The organism is Glutamicibacter sp. BW80 (assembly GCF_002332385.1).
In the GTDB taxonomy this organism is placed as follows: domain Bacteria; phylum Actinomycetota; class Actinomycetes; order Actinomycetales; family Micrococcaceae; genus Glutamicibacter.
In genome coordinates this window covers 101514-116350 of sequence record NZ_NRGV01000050.1, presented here as the reverse complement: position 1 = coordinate 116350, position 14837 = coordinate 101514, and the positions used below count along the sequence as shown (strand labels likewise).

General features: G+C 64.6%; 15 protein-coding genes. 10 read left to right on the top strand and 5 right to left on the bottom strand.

What is annotated here, in order from left to right:
* Nucleotides 1–10 precede the first annotated feature (10 nt).
* Genes CIK76_RS13830 through CIK76_RS13815 form a run of 4 tightly spaced genes read left to right on the top strand, consistent with a single transcriptional unit; the run spans nt 11 to nt 4561 of the window.
* A complete protein-coding gene (locus tag CIK76_RS13830) occupies nt 11–202 on the top strand; it encodes a hypothetical protein (RefSeq protein ID WP_096287439.1) in 192 nt (63 codons plus the stop codon).
* Nucleotides 195–1721, top strand: a complete 1527-nt coding sequence (locus tag CIK76_RS13825; RefSeq protein ID WP_096287437.1) for a sensor histidine kinase — start codon at nt 195–197, stop codon at nt 1719–1721. Before CIK76_RS13830 ends, CIK76_RS13825 begins: the two co-directional genes overlap by 8 nt.
* Nucleotides 1718–3277 (top strand): SLC13 family permease, encoded by a 1560-nt coding sequence (locus tag CIK76_RS13820; RefSeq protein WP_096287435.1) that lies wholly within the window; start codon nt 1718–1720, stop codon nt 3275–3277. The genes CIK76_RS13825 and CIK76_RS13820 overlap by 4 nt, the downstream gene beginning before the upstream one ends.
* A gap of 57 nt (nt 3278–3334) precedes the next feature.
* Nucleotides 3335–4561, top strand: a complete 1227-nt coding sequence (locus CIK76_RS13815) for a glycerate kinase (protein ID WP_096287433.1) — start codon at nt 3335–3337, stop codon at nt 4559–4561.
* 28 nt (nt 4562–4589) lie between these two features.
* On the opposite strand, the gene CIK76_RS13810 is transcribed toward CIK76_RS13815, so the two are convergent.
* The 4 genes from CIK76_RS13810 to CIK76_RS13795 form a co-directional block, all read right to left on the bottom strand.
* Nucleotides 4590–5144: a TetR/AcrR family transcriptional regulator gene (locus CIK76_RS13810; RefSeq protein ID WP_096287431.1), complete on the bottom strand. Its 555-nt coding sequence runs from the start codon at nt 5142–5144 to the stop codon at nt 4590–4592.
* Nucleotides 5141–7054 carry an MFS transporter gene (locus tag CIK76_RS13805; protein ID WP_255248479.1) on the bottom strand — a complete coding sequence of 638 codons (1914 nt, stop codon included), beginning with the start codon at nt 7052–7054 and terminating at the stop codon, nt 5141–5143. Before CIK76_RS13805 ends, CIK76_RS13810 begins: the two co-directional genes overlap by 4 nt.
* Nucleotides 7055–7316: 262 nt before the next feature.
* Nucleotides 7317–7691, bottom strand: a complete 375-nt coding sequence (locus CIK76_RS13800) for a PH domain-containing protein (protein WP_096287429.1) — start codon at nt 7689–7691, stop codon at nt 7317–7319.
* A gap of 289 nt (nt 7692–7980) precedes the next feature.
* A complete protein-coding gene (locus tag CIK76_RS13795; RefSeq protein WP_343252142.1) occupies nt 7981–8436 on the bottom strand; it encodes a 6,7-dimethyl-8-ribityllumazine synthase in 456 nt (151 codons plus the stop codon).
* A 366-nt stretch (nt 8437–8802) separates the two neighbouring features.
* Here CIK76_RS13795 and CIK76_RS13790 point away from each other — a divergent pair, with 366 nt between their 5' ends.
* Entirely contained in the window at nt 8803–9432 is a 630-nt protein-coding gene (locus tag CIK76_RS13790; protein ID WP_096287425.1) for a maleylpyruvate isomerase family mycothiol-dependent enzyme, read from the top strand.
* 49 nt (nt 9433–9481) lie between these two features.
* Here CIK76_RS13790 and CIK76_RS13785 read toward each other — a convergent pair whose 3' ends face one another.
* On the bottom strand, nt 9482–10504 hold the full coding sequence (locus CIK76_RS13785; RefSeq protein ID WP_096287423.1) for an LLM class flavin-dependent oxidoreductase: 1023 nt from the start codon (nt 10502–10504) through the stop codon (nt 9482–9484).
* 297 nt (nt 10505–10801) lie between these two features.
* Here CIK76_RS13785 and phnD point away from each other — a divergent pair, with 297 nt between their 5' ends.
* Genes phnD through CIK76_RS13760 form a run of 5 tightly spaced genes read left to right on the top strand, consistent with a single transcriptional unit; the run spans nt 10802 to nt 14770 of the window.
* A complete protein-coding gene (gene phnD / locus CIK76_RS13780; protein WP_096287421.1) occupies nt 10802–11710 on the top strand; it encodes a phosphate/phosphite/phosphonate ABC transporter substrate-binding protein in 909 nt (302 codons plus the stop codon).
* Nucleotides 11710–12552: a phosphonate ABC transporter ATP-binding protein gene (locus tag CIK76_RS13775; RefSeq protein ID WP_096287419.1), complete on the top strand. Its 843-nt coding sequence runs from the start codon at nt 11710–11712 to the stop codon at nt 12550–12552. The genes phnD and CIK76_RS13775 overlap by 1 nt, the downstream gene beginning before the upstream one ends.
* Nucleotides 12542–13393, top strand: a complete 852-nt coding sequence (gene phnE / locus CIK76_RS13770; protein ID WP_096287417.1) for a phosphonate ABC transporter, permease protein PhnE — start codon at nt 12542–12544, stop codon at nt 13391–13393. Before CIK76_RS13775 ends, phnE begins: the two co-directional genes overlap by 11 nt.
* Nucleotides 13390–14148 (top strand): tyrosine-protein phosphatase, encoded by a 759-nt coding sequence (locus tag CIK76_RS13765; RefSeq protein WP_096287415.1) that lies wholly within the window; start codon nt 13390–13392, stop codon nt 14146–14148. The genes phnE and CIK76_RS13765 overlap by 4 nt, the downstream gene beginning before the upstream one ends.
* The gene (locus tag CIK76_RS13760; RefSeq protein ID WP_255248477.1) at nt 14117–14770 is read left to right on the top strand and encodes a TetR/AcrR family transcriptional regulator; all 654 of its coding nucleotides are present in this window, start codon (nt 14117–14119) and stop codon (nt 14768–14770) included. The genes CIK76_RS13765 and CIK76_RS13760 overlap by 32 nt, the downstream gene beginning before the upstream one ends.
* The last annotated feature ends 67 nt before the right edge of the window (nt 14771–14837 follow it).

The following is a 14837-nucleotide window of genomic DNA, read 5'->3' as shown; positions in this document are numbered from 1 at the left end:
ATGTAGAAGCATGATCCGTCGCATACTTCTCATCCTTGCTGTCCTGGCCGTTCCCGCCGGGCTGGCAAGCGCCAGCCAAGCGCTGGCCGACTCCGCAAGTCCGCCGACTCCGCACCAGCAGCCGATCGTGGTTCAACTGGACGTGCGACCGCAAACTGCGCTGCCCAGCGCGCAGCCGGAACGCGGTGGCAAGGATGGCTGAATCTGCTGAGCAGCAGGGGTCCAAGGTCTCGGCCCGGTTGCGGATTGTCGGCTGGATCGTTCTCACCACGGCGCTGGCCTTGCTCGCGGTGACGGTCACCATGCGTTCGATCATGTCCGGGCAGGTCGCCGAGGCGGCCAATGTGGGCATCACCCAGGAGATCGAGGAATTCAGGACCTTCGCCGCCGAGGGGCTGGATCCGCAGACCGCGCGCCCCTTCGCCTCGATGGACGAACTGCTCGAACGTTATCTCGCCCGGCAGCAGCCCATGGCGGGCGAAGCAATTGTCGGCCAGGCCAACGGCCGCGTGTTCAGCGCGCACGGCGCCTTGGACCAGACCGGTGTTGTGCTGGCCGCGGATGCGCAGCTGCTGGCTCGGATCCTCGAAGATTCGCGGACCTCGGCGGTGTATGAAACCAAGTACGGCACCGTGCGCTGGGCCAAGGCGGTAGCCGAGGAAGCCGCTACCGCGAACCGGTCCGGCCCGATGCAACAAGCCCAGCTGGTCGTCGCACAGTTCACCTCCGGCGCGCAGGAAGAAGCCAACCGGCAGGCGGTGCTCCTGTTCGCGGTGGCCGCCGGAGGGTTGGCGCTGACCGCGGGGATCTCCTGGCTAGTGGCAGGTCAAATCATGCGCCCGATCTGCACCGTGCGCGAGACCTCTGCAGCCATTACGGCGCATGACCTTTCGGCCCGCATCCCGGTGTCCGGGCGCGACGACCTGGCGCAGCTGGCCCAGACGCTCAACGCAATGCTCGACCGGGTCGAGTCCTCCCATCTGGCCCAGCGGCACTTCATCGCCGAAGCGCGCGAGCATCTCAACGAACCGCAACGTCGGCTCGCGGCGACGCTGCACGAACTGGTCCGTGAAGACCTGCCCGCGGTGCAACGCGCCGACATCGCTTGCGGGGCGCAGGAGCTCATCTCGCAGATGGGTCAAACCCTCGCCGACCTCGACGTACTTGCACACAGCGGCCACCCGGATTTCGTCAGGCCGCGGCTGGTGGCCGTGGGCGAGGTCACCGCGGATATTGCCGCCGAGGCAGCGCAATCGGACACCTACCTGCAACGGCATTTCCGCATCGAGCAGTCGGCTCGCGCCGAGGCGTGGCTTGACCCGGAGCGCATCACCGATGCCTTGCGCCAACTGATCCAGAACGCCGTCGCGCACACGGACCACGGGGACACCATTCGACTGGGCTCCGCCGCCGATGAACAGTCAGTCAGCTTCTGGGTGGCCAATGACGGCCCGGGCTTGGATTCCGAGGTGGCCCGCGCATTGCTTGATACCTATCGCAGCGGGGGCACCGGCACTGACCAGGAACCGGGCATGGGCCTTGGGTTGGCCGTGGTCAAGGCGGTAGCCCAAGCGCATCGGGGGACCGCGTGGGTCGAATCCGGCCCAGGCGCCGGAGCCCGCTTCGGCCTCTCACTTCCGCGACTGGCTTTGGCTTCGGAAGCAGGCTCCGAGGAGAACTTCGCCGAGCGCATGGCGAGCACTCTGGGAGCCGAGTCATGAGCACGAGACAACACACTACGGATACCGGATTCCGCTACAGCACCGACGCACCGCAGCCGGCGGCTGCCGTTGGACCGGCACAACGCGCCCCGCGGCGGCGCTGGAACCGCCGACGCGCCAGCGGATTGCTGGCCGCGATGCTGCTCGCCGCCTTTCTGGTCTGGTGCGCCTTCGGGGCTTTTGGCTCCGCGGCGGGAACGGCGACCGCGCTGCCGTCCCAGGGCGCACTGACCCTGGCGGTCTTCGCCGTCGCGATCTGGCTATGGGTCTTCTCCCCGGTCGGGGACACCTATGTCGCTCTCGGCGCGGCCTTGGTGCTGGTGCTCATGGGCGTGCTGCCCGAGGACGTGCTCTTCGCGTCGCTGGGTGAAGACACCATCTGGCTGCTGTTGGCCGCGTTCGTGATTGCCGCCGGAATCACGGCAACTGGTTTGGCCACCCGCGCCGCCGCCTGGATCGCCGTCGGAGCCCGCAACCCGAGACAGTTGATGCACCTGACCACCGGTGCACTGGTGGCCACCGCATTCGCGGTGCCTTCCACCTCGGGCCGGGCGGCGCTGGCAATTCCCGTCTTCATTGCCTTGGCCAAGGTGCTTGCCGCCCGCCCGAGGGTTGTCCTGGCCCTGTCGCTGCTCTTCCCCTCGGTCATCCTGCTTTCTGCGGTCGCCTCGTATTTGGGGGCCGGGGCGCATCTGATCACCAGCCAGATCCTCGCCACCTCCGGCTATGAGGGCTTCTCATTCGCAGGCTGGCTGCTCTACGGGCTGCCGCTGTCCTTCGTCTCCTCGCATCTGTGCGCGGAACTGGTGCTATGGCTCTTCACCCGCGGCTCGGATCGCCGCCAAGCGCTGGAGGTGAGCATTGGGCAGCTCCAAGAGCATTCTCCGGTTCCGCTGACCGGACCGCTGAGCGTCGGGCAATCCCGCGCCGCCTTGCTGGTATCCGCGGTGGTGGTGCTCTGGTGCACCGAACCATTGCACCACTTGCACCCGGCCGTTGTGGCTCTGCTCGGATCCTTGCTCGTGGCCAGTCCGGGCTTCGGCTCGGTGGGCCTGGCCAAGGCGCTGAAGGCGGTGCCGTGGTCAATGCTGATCTTCATGGCCGCCACGCTGACCCTGGGCACCGCGCTGGCCCGCACCGGCGCCGCCGACTGGCTGGCACGCCGTGTGCTTGGACCGGTCGAGGGGCTGGGAGCCGTCGCCCCGTGGGTGTTCACCGTCGTGGTGGTGGTCGTATCCGCCGCGGCCCACCTGGTGATCCAGTCCCGTTCGGCGCGCTCGGCGGTGCTGATTCCGCTGGTCGTTTCGCTTGCCCCGGGTGTGGGGGTGGACGCGGTGGCTATCGCTTTCGCATCCACTGCCGCCGCAGGTTTCTGCCACACGCTCACCAGCAGCGCGAAGCCCGTCAACTTGTTCTCCGATATCGAAGGTGTGGACAGCTATCAACCCGCGGACCTGCTTCGGCTCAGCGCGGTGCTGGGACCGGTCATGGTCGCCCTGATCCTAGTGTTCTCCTTCTGGATCTGGCCGGCCATGGGCCTGCCGCTGTTCACCTGAGATCGCTGACCCAACAACCATTGCCTACACCAACCACATTAAAAAGGACTCATCATCATGGTTCATGCATTGCCGCAACGCATCCTGGTCGCCCCCTCCGGATTCAAAGAATCCCTCGACGCCTCGGCCGTCGCCGCCGCGATCGGTGCCGGCGTGCGCCGCGCCTTGCCCGGAGCAGTGGTCAAGGCCGTCCCGATCGCCGATGGCGGGGAAGGGACCGCCGAAACCCTCGCCCGCGCCACCGGCGGCCATCTCGTCCCAGCGGTCGTCACCGGACCGGTAGGGCAAAAGGTCGGCTCCCACTATGCGATGCTCGGCGGAGAATCCGCCGGCACCGCCGTCGTGGAGATGGCCGCCGCGGCCGGTCTGCGGCTCGTTCCCCGGGACCAACGCGACCCGGGAACCACCACCAGCTACGGCGTCGGCGAACTGATCGCCGCGGCGATCGACGCGGGCGCGACCAAGGTGCTCGTCGGATGCGGGGACTCCGGAACCTCCGACGGCGGCATGGGGGCGCTGCAGGCGCTCGGGGCACGGATCCTGGACGGCAGGGGCCGGGAGCTCACCGCCGGAGGAAACCAGCTCGGACGCATCGACCGGCTTGAGTTAGCCGGGCTGCACCCGGCGCTCGCGGACGGAACCGTGCAGATCACGCTTGCGCTGAATCAGCACAACGTCCTGACCGGGCCGCGCGGCGTGGCCCGAGTCTTCGGCCCGCAAAAGGGCGCGACGCCTCAGCAGGTCGAGGCGATGTCCACTGGCTTTGAGCGCTGGGCCGCGGTGCTGCGCCGCGATGCGCTTGCCTCGGCGCGTGAGACCGACTTCGCGACCGCGCCGGGCACCGGGGCCTCGGGAGGGCTGGGCGCCGGACTCGCCGCGGTGGGAGCGGTGCTGCTGCCCCGCTTCGAAGCGATCCTCGACTCCGGGCTGGCCGGAATCGACCTCGATTCGATGCTGCGCGGAGCGGACCTGGTGATCACCGCCGAGGGCGCCATCGATTTTCAGACGCCCAAGGGCAAGGTTCCCGCGGAGGTCGCGCGCCGTGCCGCCCTGCAAGGAGTGCCGGTGGTGGCTCTCGCCGGAACGCTGGGGCGCGGCTGCCGCGACGTCCACGACATCGGCATCGATGCGATTGCCTCGATCGTGCCGATCCCGATGACCCTGCAAGAAGCGGTGGATGACGGGGAACGGCTGCTCATCGAGGCCGCCGAGCGCTTCATGCGCACCATCATCCTCGGCGTCTCGATGGCAGCCAGCAAACTGAGCCCGCACGAGGCCTGGTGAGCGGACGCCGGTGAGAGTCAAGGGTGCGCTAGCCGGAGGCGCCAGCCCGGTCGATGTGCAGTTGGACCGCCGCCGCATACTGCTCGACGACCTCGTCTGCATCAAAATCTTCGGCCGCGAAATAGCCCAGGACTCGAATGCCCTCGGCCAGGCCCAGCAGCTGGCAGGCCACGGCCGAGGCGTGGCGGCGGTCGGCGGTGGTATCTGCGATGGTCCTTGCCAACCCGGCCAGATAGGTCTCGCGCAGCTCGCGCTGGGTTACCTCCGGTGTGGGCGATTGCCTGATCCGCGGGACCAGGGTCTCCCAGGGATCAACCACCGCGGCATCACGCCGGTTGAGGATCTGCTGCACCAGCGCCCGGCCCAGGCGTTCGCGGGGCAGGTCCAGGTCTGCCAGCGGAACGGTGATGGTGCTGGCCACGGTGTACAGCTCGGCCTTGGAGCCGAAGAGCTTGATCACCAAGGCGGGGGAGACCTGGGCGGCCTCGGCGATCTCGCGCACCGTAACATCATGAAATCCGCGCTCGCCGAACAAGGCCGACGCCGCTTGCCGGATGCGTCCCCGGCCATCGATGGCGCTCATGCGGGCAACTCGATATCCACACGCTCGGTCCGCGCCCGCAGAATGAGCTTGACCGAAGTGGCGGTGTCACTGTGCGGTGACGCGGCGGTTAAAACGTAGGTTCCCACCGGAGGCAGATCCAAGGTGTAACTCCCGCGCCCGTCGGTGTGGGTCGCGGCGATGAAGTCGCCGGCTCCGGCACTCAGGCTGACCAGGGCCCCGGTCACGGCCATATTGCCGGTAGCCACCACGCCACTGAGCGAAAGCGTATCGTGCAGTTCCACATTGTGCTCCGTGGTTCCGCCGGAGAAGGTCACCAGCTGGGAATTTGGCACCCAGCCTGCGGCGTTGGCGACCACGAGATAGCGTCCTGGTCCGGGCAGCGCCGCGGTGAAAAGCCCCTCATGGTCGGTGCGCGCCCAGTCACCGGGGACGCCGTCCTGGCGCACAAAGGTCACAATGGCCGGACGCTGGGTACCGCCGGCAGCGGACATGATGACCCGGCCATGCACCATGGTCTCTTCGACGTTGTTGTCTGCCTTCGGCGTGCGCCCGCCGCTGGGGATGAACAAGGCAATGGCGATGCCGATGGCCGCGGCCAGCGCCGCGAGCCAGAACGCCAAATGCAGCGCATCGATCGAGGGCAGCACGGTGCCGTTGTGCTCGACGACCAGCGTGGCGAGGATCAGGCCGGTCAGTGCGCTGGCCACGCTGGTGCCCAGCGAACGGATCAGCGCATTGACCCCGTTGGCCGAGGCGGTTTCGGTAATCGGCACCGCGCTCATGATCAGCGTCGGCATCGCGGCGTAGGAGAAGGCGACTCCGACGTTGACCAGGGTTGCCCCGACGATCACCTGCCACACAGCGTCATCCAGGAAGACCCGGCCCACGTAGGTGAGGGCCATAATCGCCGCGCCGAAGATCATCGTCGGTTTGCCTCCCCAGCGATTGAGCATCGCGCCGGCAACCGGGGACAAGAAGACCATGGCCAGCCCCGAAGGCACCATGGCGAGCCCGGCGACCAGCACCGACAAGCCAAAACCATAGCCGGTCTGCGTGGGGATCTGCAGCTGTTGGGTGGTGATGAGCATGTTGACGAACATCGCCACGCAGAGGAAGAACGAGGCGACGTTGGTCAGAAGCACCGGCCGCTTCACCGCGGTGCGCAGGTCCACCATCGGCTGGTTGACGCGCAGCTGCAGCGGGATCCAACCGGCAAGCAGCGCGAGTGCCAGAGCAAATAGGCCGAGTGTGAGCGGACTGTTCCAGCCCCAACTGGCACCCTTGGTGACGGCCAATAGGGCGGCGGTGAGTATTACGGAGAGGACCAGCGCCCCGGAGATGTCGAAGCGGCCGGGGGTGGTGATCGTCGATTCCTTGACCAGCAGCAGCACGCCTACGAGGAATACCAGGCCCAGGCCTGCGGAAACCCAGAACAGTGATTCCCAGCCATAGGCGTTGTAGAGCAGTCCGGACATCGGCATGCCCAGCGCCGAGCCGATGCCCAAGGTTGCGCTCATCAGCGCGACGGCCGAGGCCACCTTTTCCTTGGGCAATTCGTCGCGAAGTACCGAGATTCCCACCGGGATCAGCGAGGAGGCGAAGCCCTGCATGGCCCGCCCGGCGATCAGTGCGCCAAAGGATCCGCCGAGGGCGGCAACAAGCGAGCCGAGGGTCATCACGGCCAAAGCGAGCAGCAGCATTTTGCGCTTGCCGTACATGTCGGCCATGCGGGAAATGACCGGGGTGAAAATCGCCGCGCTGAGCAGCGTGGCGGTGACCAGCCAGGAGGAATCTTCGGCCGAGACGTCGAGGATCACCGGAAAATCAGGCAATAGTGGGACAACGAGGGTCTGCTGGAGCGCGACCACCATCCCGCATAAGGCGAGGATGGCGGTGGTAGCCCACGCGGGAACGGAACGAATCGGCACGACGGTGGCCTTCGGATAAAAGATGACGCAAACGGGGTGAACGGCTGTTTACCCTTTCTAAGAACACACCGCCGTCCGGTGTACTGTCAAGTAGGTTCCGGTGCGGAAGGAGACGAATAGTCTGTCGGAATCGGACTATTGGATCCTCAGTGGGCATGGCAGTCGGGCGTTCCGTGCCCCTTCGGTTGCTTGAATTTCAACTAGCAATTGTGGATCCGAAATTGTTCATCCCGGACAATTTTCCCAAAGCGCCAACGTACTTCTACAGAACGTAGCCGGCGATGACTTGGGAAAGGGCTCGGATGTCCACCTTGCCCTTGAAATCCAGGCTCACCTTTCCAAGACCGCTAAACCACAGCTCCAATTCCGCGTCGAGATCAAAAGTTCCGGCCGTTTCGACGGAGAAGGCTTGGATACGTGCGTAGGGCAGCGAGGTATAGTCGCGTTTCTTGCCCGTCAGGCCTTGGACATTAACCGCGATGAGCCGCTTATTGGTGAAGACTACATAGTCACGTGCACCCTTGAACGCGGCGAGCAGCTCTTCCGCTGGGACGAGCATGGGGGTTATCTCCGGTGCTACCTCGGCCAGGTTCCATGGGCCGAGTTTGAACACTGAGGAGTTATTAAAATCGATCATGCCTTGATCCTAGGCATGACTAGGGACAATTTGGAGCGCATTTCTCGGTGGGCGAGTCCGTGCGGAGGTGGCGAGGCATGAGGCGCTGCTCATCTATTTCTCGGACGGCGCTGGAGACATCGTTCCCGATGCAACACTCGACGAGGCGTAGCGAGCTGAATGACGAGCATCCCGCTTAACTCCGCAAATTCCCGCCCACGGGCCAAGAATGTCGTACGAAAAAATGCGTGACGGTCGGTCCGGACGGTTCTCGGAGCGACCATCACGCATTGCGTATTAGAAGCGAAGGCTACTCGCCGAGCGTTGCGATCGTACGCACCGCGCGTGCGGCTTCGGCACCCTTCTTGACGAAGTGTTCGAAGTAGAACTTTTCGTGTTCTTCGCTCGAGTGGAAGTGGTGTGGGGTTAGGCTCACAGAGAAAGTCGGCACATTCGTGTCCAGCTGCACGCGCATCAGCCCATCGACAACCGCCTGAGCGACAAAATCATGGCGGTAGATTCCGCCGTCGACTACTAGCGCCGCAGCCACCACGGCATCATACTTTTCGGTCTGTGCTAGCCGTTTGGCCTGTAATGGCATCTCGTAGGCACCAGGCACGGTGACCACATCGATGCCGTATTCAACGCCGGAAGCATCCATATCTGCTTTGAATCCGGCCAAGGCCTGATCAACGATATCTGCATGCCAGCTGGCCTTGATGAATGCGATATTTAGTGGCTTGCTCATGTAATTCTCCTGTGTCAGTTTTCTTGTGTTAGGCAAAATCTAGTAGGAGCCATTCGAACTGCTCAATGGCTCGGGCTGTATGAAAACCAAGCTCTCCCGCTCCAGCCTAGTGTCCTACATCTCATTCGCTTCAATGGCGGCGAGAAATCTTGTAACGATTGTCCTCCGCCGAGCTCCTGCCCCGTAGCGGCGCCATCTGCGCGAACCTCGAATCGATGGCTGGCACGTTGTAATTGACTCCTGACTGGATCGGGGCAACCGGGCTATTTTCCTGCGGCGCGCTGCACTAGGCTGAACAAGCCTCGGGAGCTTGCCCACCCGATGCGCAGTGGAGTGCCATCAGGCGGGACCTGCCCCGACAAGATCAAACCGGACGGAAACGTGATGTACGAGAATGACTTCTGGGATGCAATCCATGCCGAACGGCACCGGCTTCTCGAAATGCTGTCGGGACTGGATGATGCGGCTTGGCAAGCTCCCACGTTGTGCAGCGATTGGTCGGTCTCCCAGGTTGTCGCCCATCTGACCGCCGCCGCAAACACCGGCACGATGTCGTGGCTGCGCAGCATCGTGTTGGCAGGCTTCAACTCCACTCTGCATAACGAGCGTAGGCTGCGCAGATATTTGGGGGACACTCCTGCCCAGACGCTCGCGAACCTTCGTGCATCCGCCGAGAACAAGGTCGCCCCGACCATGGACTATGCGGCGATGCTCGGGGAAGTGATTGTCCACGGCCAGGACATCGCCCGGCCGCTTGCCCTCGATCTGGTCCCTGATCCGGATGCGGTGCACGAAGTTGCCAAATTCTTTTCCGAGCGGGATTTCGCGGTGAACAGCAAGCGCCTCGTCACCGGTCTCACCCTGGAAGCCTTAGATTCTTCCTTCTCGGCGGGAGACGGGCCACCGGTCAAGGGCAAGCAACTCGATCTTGTCATGATCATGGCGGGGCGACCTGCCTACCTGGCGTCTCTTCGCGGCGCGGGCGTAGAAGCGCTCGCGCAGCGCCTCGCCTAGGTAAACCCGTGAGGTTGCCTAACCGGCAACCATTCGCTCGGCGTTCTCCCTAGCGCCAGCCCAGCAGCGGGGCCACATGTTTGAGCACCGATTCGATGACGTGTGCGTTGTACTCGACGCCCAGCTGGTTAGGGACGGTCAGCAGCAAGGTATCCGCCGCGGCAATGGCCTCATCTTCGGCCAAGGTCTTGGCCAGTTCATCGGGTTCCCCGGCGTAGGACTTGCCAAAGATCGCGCGGGTTTTGGCATCGATGTTGCCGACCTGGTCGGAGCTGTAGCGGTCGCGTCCGAAGTACTGCCAGTCCCGCTCATCGGTCAGGGCGAAGATGCTGCGGCTCACCGAGACCCGTGGCTCGCGATCATGGCCCGCGTCTTTCCACGCCTGGCGGTAAAGCTCAATTTGCTCGGCCTGCTGCACATGGAACGGCTTGCCGGATTCATCGTCTTTCAGCGTGGAGCTTTGCAGATTCATGCCAAGTTTCGCCGCCCACACGGCGGTGGCGTTCGAGCCCGAGCCCCACCAGATACGCTCGCGCAAACCCTCCGAGTGAGGTTCTATGCGCAAGAGCCCCGGGGGATTGGGAAACATCGGCTTGGGGCTGGGCTGGGCGAAGCCTTCTCCAGAAAGCACTTCGAGCAAACGCTCGGTATGCCGGCGTCCCATCTCGGCGTCGGTCTCGCCCTCATGCGGTTCGAAACCAAAATGGCGCCACCCGTCGATGACCTGTTCCGGTGATCCACGGCTGATGCCCAACTGCAGGCGACGGTTGGAGATGAGGTCGGCGGATCCGGCATCCTCGGCCATGTACAACGGGTTTTCGTAGCGCATGTCTATGACGCCCGTGCCGATTTCGATGCGGCTGGTGCGTGCACCGATGGCGGCGAGCAGCGGGAACGGGGAAGCATACTGCTGGGCGAAGTGGTGCACCCGGAAGTATGCGCCGTCGGCGCCGAGCTCCTCGGCCGCAACTGCCAGGTCGATTGCTTGCAATAGCGCATCCGAGGCGCTGCGGGTTCCGGATTGCGGGTGGTCGGTCCAGTGGCCGAAGGACAAAAATCCGATGTTCTTCATACTTGTGCCCAACGTACTTTGTCGTGTCGATATTCCTCGCCAGAGGCAACCCGAAACCCAAACCGGCGGGCCGGGGAGTGGGCATCCGGTTTTTGGTGGTGCCAGCACCGCGGCGGCCCAGCGGAGCAGCCGCCGGAGCTTCGCGCAGGAGGAGAGTTACCTGGCAATTCCAATTGTTCACCTGCTGTTTGTTACGAGTCTGAGAGTCTCGTAATTGCGTGTTGCCCCGGGCGAGTTAGCTAGTGGCATACGGTCCACGAACGACCTGAACCTACTACCGAAAGGCACTCGATCCCCATGAACACTCGCAGCATTCTGGGCGTTGGAGCCCTGTCCTTGGCTAGCCTTCTGGCGATCACCGGTTGTTCCGGCAGCGCATCCGCCGACAGCGCCGAAGCCGACGTGATCCGCATCGCCACACTGCCGGCGGGAGATGACCCCACCGCCGTTAACCCAATCGTGGCACTTGGCGAACTCATCACCGCGGAGACCGGCCTGAGAGTCGAAATCACCGATGCCCCCGATTATCTCGGTGTGGTGGAGGCGGTGCGCGCCGATCACGTCGACATCGCCCTGATGAGCGCCTTCCCAAGTGCACTGGCCGTGAACACCGGTGAGGTGGACGCGCTCATGACCTGGCCCGGTTCCCCCGACCCGGTCTCGAAGTGCTACGTGCTGGCCGATTCTCCCATTCAGTCGGTCGAAGAGCTCAAGGGCAAGACCGTCGCTTTTGCCGACCCCGGCTCGAGCTCGGGTTTCTTCATGCCAGTGCACCTGCTCGACAGTGTTGGCCTGGAACGCGATGTCGATTACGACGCCATGTTCACCGGCGGGCACGATCGAAGTGCCATCGCCGTCAAGGAAGGCCAGGTTGACGCGGCCTGCACCGCTACCATGCTCACGCAGATGACCGGCACCGACTACTTCCCCTTCGAAGAGGGCGATGTGCGCTTCATCGGAGAGAGCCTGCCGATGGATGTCAGCATGGCCGTCATAGCCAGCCAGGGCATGAACGATGCGAAACGCCAGGCGCTTCTTTCGGGACTTCCCACGGTCTTTGCCGAAGAAAACGCCGAGGCGCTGGGCGTCTACGCCGAAGCCGGGATCGTTGGCGTCGACCCGATCCTCGAGCCCGGCAGGGAAGCCTTCCAGCCCCTTGTTGATGTTGCCGCGGTGGCCGGCGTAGACATTTCGGATCTGAAGTGATGACCGAGTCCATCACCCGCGCGGCCGCGCATGAAGCGCCGCAAACGCCGGTGCCGGCGGATGGCAAGGAGCGCGTGCTCCTGCCTCGCGTGATGGTGCGTGACCTGGCCGTTGCGTACAACGCAGCCGATGGGCTCGTGCTCGACGGGGTGAACCTGGAGCTTTTCCCCGGTGAGATGGTCGCGTTGCTGGGGTCCTCAGGATCGGGCAAATCGACTCTCATGAAAAGCCTCACGGGATTCGCTCCGATTACCAGTGGAGCGGTGCGGGTTGCGGGCTACGACGTCGCGAATCTTCGGCGGGGGCAAATCCGCGATCTGCGCGCTAGCACCGGCCAGGTCTTCCAGCAGTTCAACCTGATCGGGCGCTTGAGCGTCCTCACCAACGTGCTCACCGGTGGGCTGCACCAAGCCGGCCCGCTCAATCTCGTCGGGGGCTTCGGCAACCAGCAGCGCAAGCGGGCCCTGGATCTCCTGGATCGGGTGGGCATCGCGCACAAGGCGAAGGATCCGGCGCGCTCGCTCAGCGGCGGCCAGCAGCAGCGCGTGGCGGTGGCCCGGGCGCTCATGCAGGATCCGCAGCTGATCCTTGCCGATGAACCAGTTGCGTCGCTGGACCCGAAGCTCTCGGATTCCGTGCTCGAGCTGCTGCGCAGCATCGCGCGTGAAGACGGCATCCCGGTGCTCGTGAGTTTGCATGTGCTCCCGCTCGCGCTGCGCCATAGCGACCGCGTAGTCGGGTTGAAGCACGGCAAGCTGCTGGTTTCGGCACCGACCGCTCAGCTCGACGCCGCGCGGCTCGAAGCGCTCTATGACGGAGAGGAACTATCCGATGACCAGTGACACCGAGCAGTGGAAGCCGACGAAAACCGCCGGCAAAGGCAAGCAGCTGGACCCGGTGGAGCGCGCCCGCCTCGAACGGGCCATGAACCTCCCCCGCACTCGATCTGTCGTCGGCGTGGCCGCAGGCCTGATCTTCCTGCTCTGGTCGTTCCGCGGAGTCGGCTTCGACTTCCAGAAGCTCGGGGAAGGCACGATCAACATGGGCGAGTTTCTCGCCCGGCTCTTCCCGCCGGACTTCTCGAAGCTCGGGCTCATCGTCGAGTTGCTCATCGAGACGGTGCAGATGGCCATCGTGGCCACGGTACTCGGCGCGGTGCTCTCGCTGTTCGTGGCCCTGGCCGCGGCATCGAATCTCGCGCCGAAGTGGGTGTACTTCCCGGCCCGCTGGATCATGAACGTGATTCGCGCGGTGCCCGACCTGGTCTTCGCGCTGATGTTCGTCTCGGCCGTGGGTCTTGGCCCGTTTGCCGGCATCCTCGCGATGACACTGGGATCCATCGGTTCGATCGGCAAGATCTACGCCGAGGCCATGGAATCCGTTGACCAGGGCCCGATGATCGCGATGAAGTCGGTGGGGGCCTCGCACCGCCAGGTGATCCAGTACGGAGTGCTGCCGCAGGCGGCCCCGCTGCTGGTCTCCTACACGCTGCTGCTGTTCGAAGGCAGCGTGCGCGGCGCGACGATCCTCGGCCTCGTGGGTGCCGGAGGCATCGGCCTCGAGCTCACCACCGCAATGCGCATGTACGACTACGGACACCTGGGCGCGATCGTCATCTGCATCATCATCGTAGTCACGGTGATTGATCAGGCGAGCGCCTTTATCAGAAGGAGAATCACATGACCGAAGTACTTGAAATCCAGCTCAGCAAACCAGTGAACCTGCGGGATCTGGGCGGGTTGCCCGTCGCAGGCGGCCTGATCAATCCCGGCTTCGCTATCCGTGCCGATGACCTGTCGACGATTCCGCCGGAGTCGGCCCAGGCGCTCGTGGACGGCGGCTTGCGGGCAGTCATCGACCTGCGCAGCCGCGGCGAGGTGCAGGCAACGGGGCGCGGCCCGCTGATGGAGCAAGCGGTGATGTACCACCACGTGCCGTTCGTAGCGGACCTCGGCGACGCCATGCCCACGAAGCTGGAGCCCGGGAAGATGCCGGAGATGGCATCGTTCTACCAGGCCTTGTTTGCCTCGGCAGCGCCGCAAATCGTGACGGCGCTGGCCATCATGGCGCACGCGCCGGGTGCTGTGGCATTTCACTGCGCGGCTGGTAGGGACCGCACCGGTGTCTTGGCCGCCTCGCTGCTGCTCGCGCTCGGCGCCGAGGATGAGGTCATCATCGCCGACTACGAGCTGACCCACCCCAATACGGCCGCCATCATGGAACGCACCCGGCCGAATCTGCAACGGGTGATGAAGGCTGCGGGATACGATCTCGATGCCTCGGCAAAGCTTGCGGTGAAGGATCCCGGCGCGGATGATGCCATGCGTCTCACCTTGCGCGCTTTGCGTGAGCGGCATGGTGATCCGCTGGCCCCGCTGAAGGCCGCGGGCCTCAACGGCGCGCTGATTGGCAGACTGCGTGAGCGGGCCGGGCTCTAGGATGGCCGGCGGACACCTGGCGCTAATGGCCCGCCGACCTGGTCGTCCGCGGGACACCGAACTGCAAGAACGTGTGCTCGTCGCGGTCAATGAGCTAATCGACGAGGCGGCGACGATCACCGTGAGCGCAGTTGTCGAGCGCAGCGGGGTGAGCCGTGCAGCGATCTACCGCCGTTGGGAAACCCTGGACAAGCTCACCGCCGCCGCGCTCGATGTCGGACGCATGGTGGTCCGCCCGCCCGAGGGATTGCCGGTGCGCGAGGCGCTCAAGTACGGGTTCCCGACGCCGGGCAAGGGACGCGTGGGCGCTTTTCCCGAAGACCGGCTGCGCCAGCGTCTGCTTCTCGCCCTTGCCGACATAGATCTCCAGCGTGAATACTGGCGCGGGCACGTTTCGCAGCGGCGCGTACCGCTTCTCGAGCTCCTCGAGCGCGGCCGCGAGCAAGGGGAGATCCGCGCTGATGCCGATCTGGAGGCGGCACTCGACCTGCTCTCCGGGGTGTTTTACTACCAGATAGTGGTGCGCGGCGAAAGTCTCGCAAACCCGGAGACCCTGGAACGGTGCAACGCCGCAATGGACATTATCTGGAGCGGCATATCGGTTGCGGCTGCTGATAGGTGAGATGCGAGGATCAACCCGGGAGCGGGGTGAAAACTTGGCGGCAGGGAGTTCCGCTACCCGCCTCGGC

Coding starts and splice junctions, on each gene's coding strand:
- phnE (WP_096287417.1), top strand. CDS start 12,542: ATGACCAGTGACACCGAGCAGTGGAAGCCGACGAAAACCGCCGGCAAA.
- CIK76_RS13765 (WP_096287415.1), top strand. CDS start 13,390: ATGACCGAAGTACTTGAAATCCAGCTCAGCAAACCAGTGAACCTGCGG.
- CIK76_RS13800 (WP_096287429.1), bottom strand. CDS start 7,691: ATGATCGATTTTAATAACTCCTCAGTGTTCAAACTCGGCCCATGGAAC.
- CIK76_RS13775 (WP_096287419.1), top strand. CDS start 11,710: ATGACCGAGTCCATCACCCGCGCGGCCGCGCATGAAGCGCCGCAAACG.
- CIK76_RS13820 (WP_096287435.1), top strand. CDS start 1,718: ATGAGCACGAGACAACACACTACGGATACCGGATTCCGCTACAGCACC.
- CIK76_RS13810 (WP_096287431.1), bottom strand. CDS start 5,144: ATGAGCGCCATCGATGGCCGGGGACGCATCCGGCAAGCGGCGTCGGCC.
- CIK76_RS13815 (WP_096287433.1), top strand. CDS start 3,335: ATGGTTCATGCATTGCCGCAACGCATCCTGGTCGCCCCCTCCGGATTC.
- phnD (WP_096287421.1), top strand. CDS start 10,802: ATGAACACTCGCAGCATTCTGGGCGTTGGAGCCCTGTCCTTGGCTAGC.
- CIK76_RS13825 (WP_096287437.1), top strand. CDS start 195: ATGGCTGAATCTGCTGAGCAGCAGGGGTCCAAGGTCTCGGCCCGGTTG.
- CIK76_RS13785 (WP_096287423.1), bottom strand. CDS start 10,504: ATGAAGAACATCGGATTTTTGTCCTTCGGCCACTGGACCGACCACCCG.
- CIK76_RS13830 (WP_096287439.1), top strand. CDS start 11: ATGATCCGTCGCATACTTCTCATCCTTGCTGTCCTGGCCGTTCCCGCC.
- CIK76_RS13790 (WP_096287425.1), top strand. CDS start 8,803: ATGTACGAGAATGACTTCTGGGATGCAATCCATGCCGAACGGCACCGG.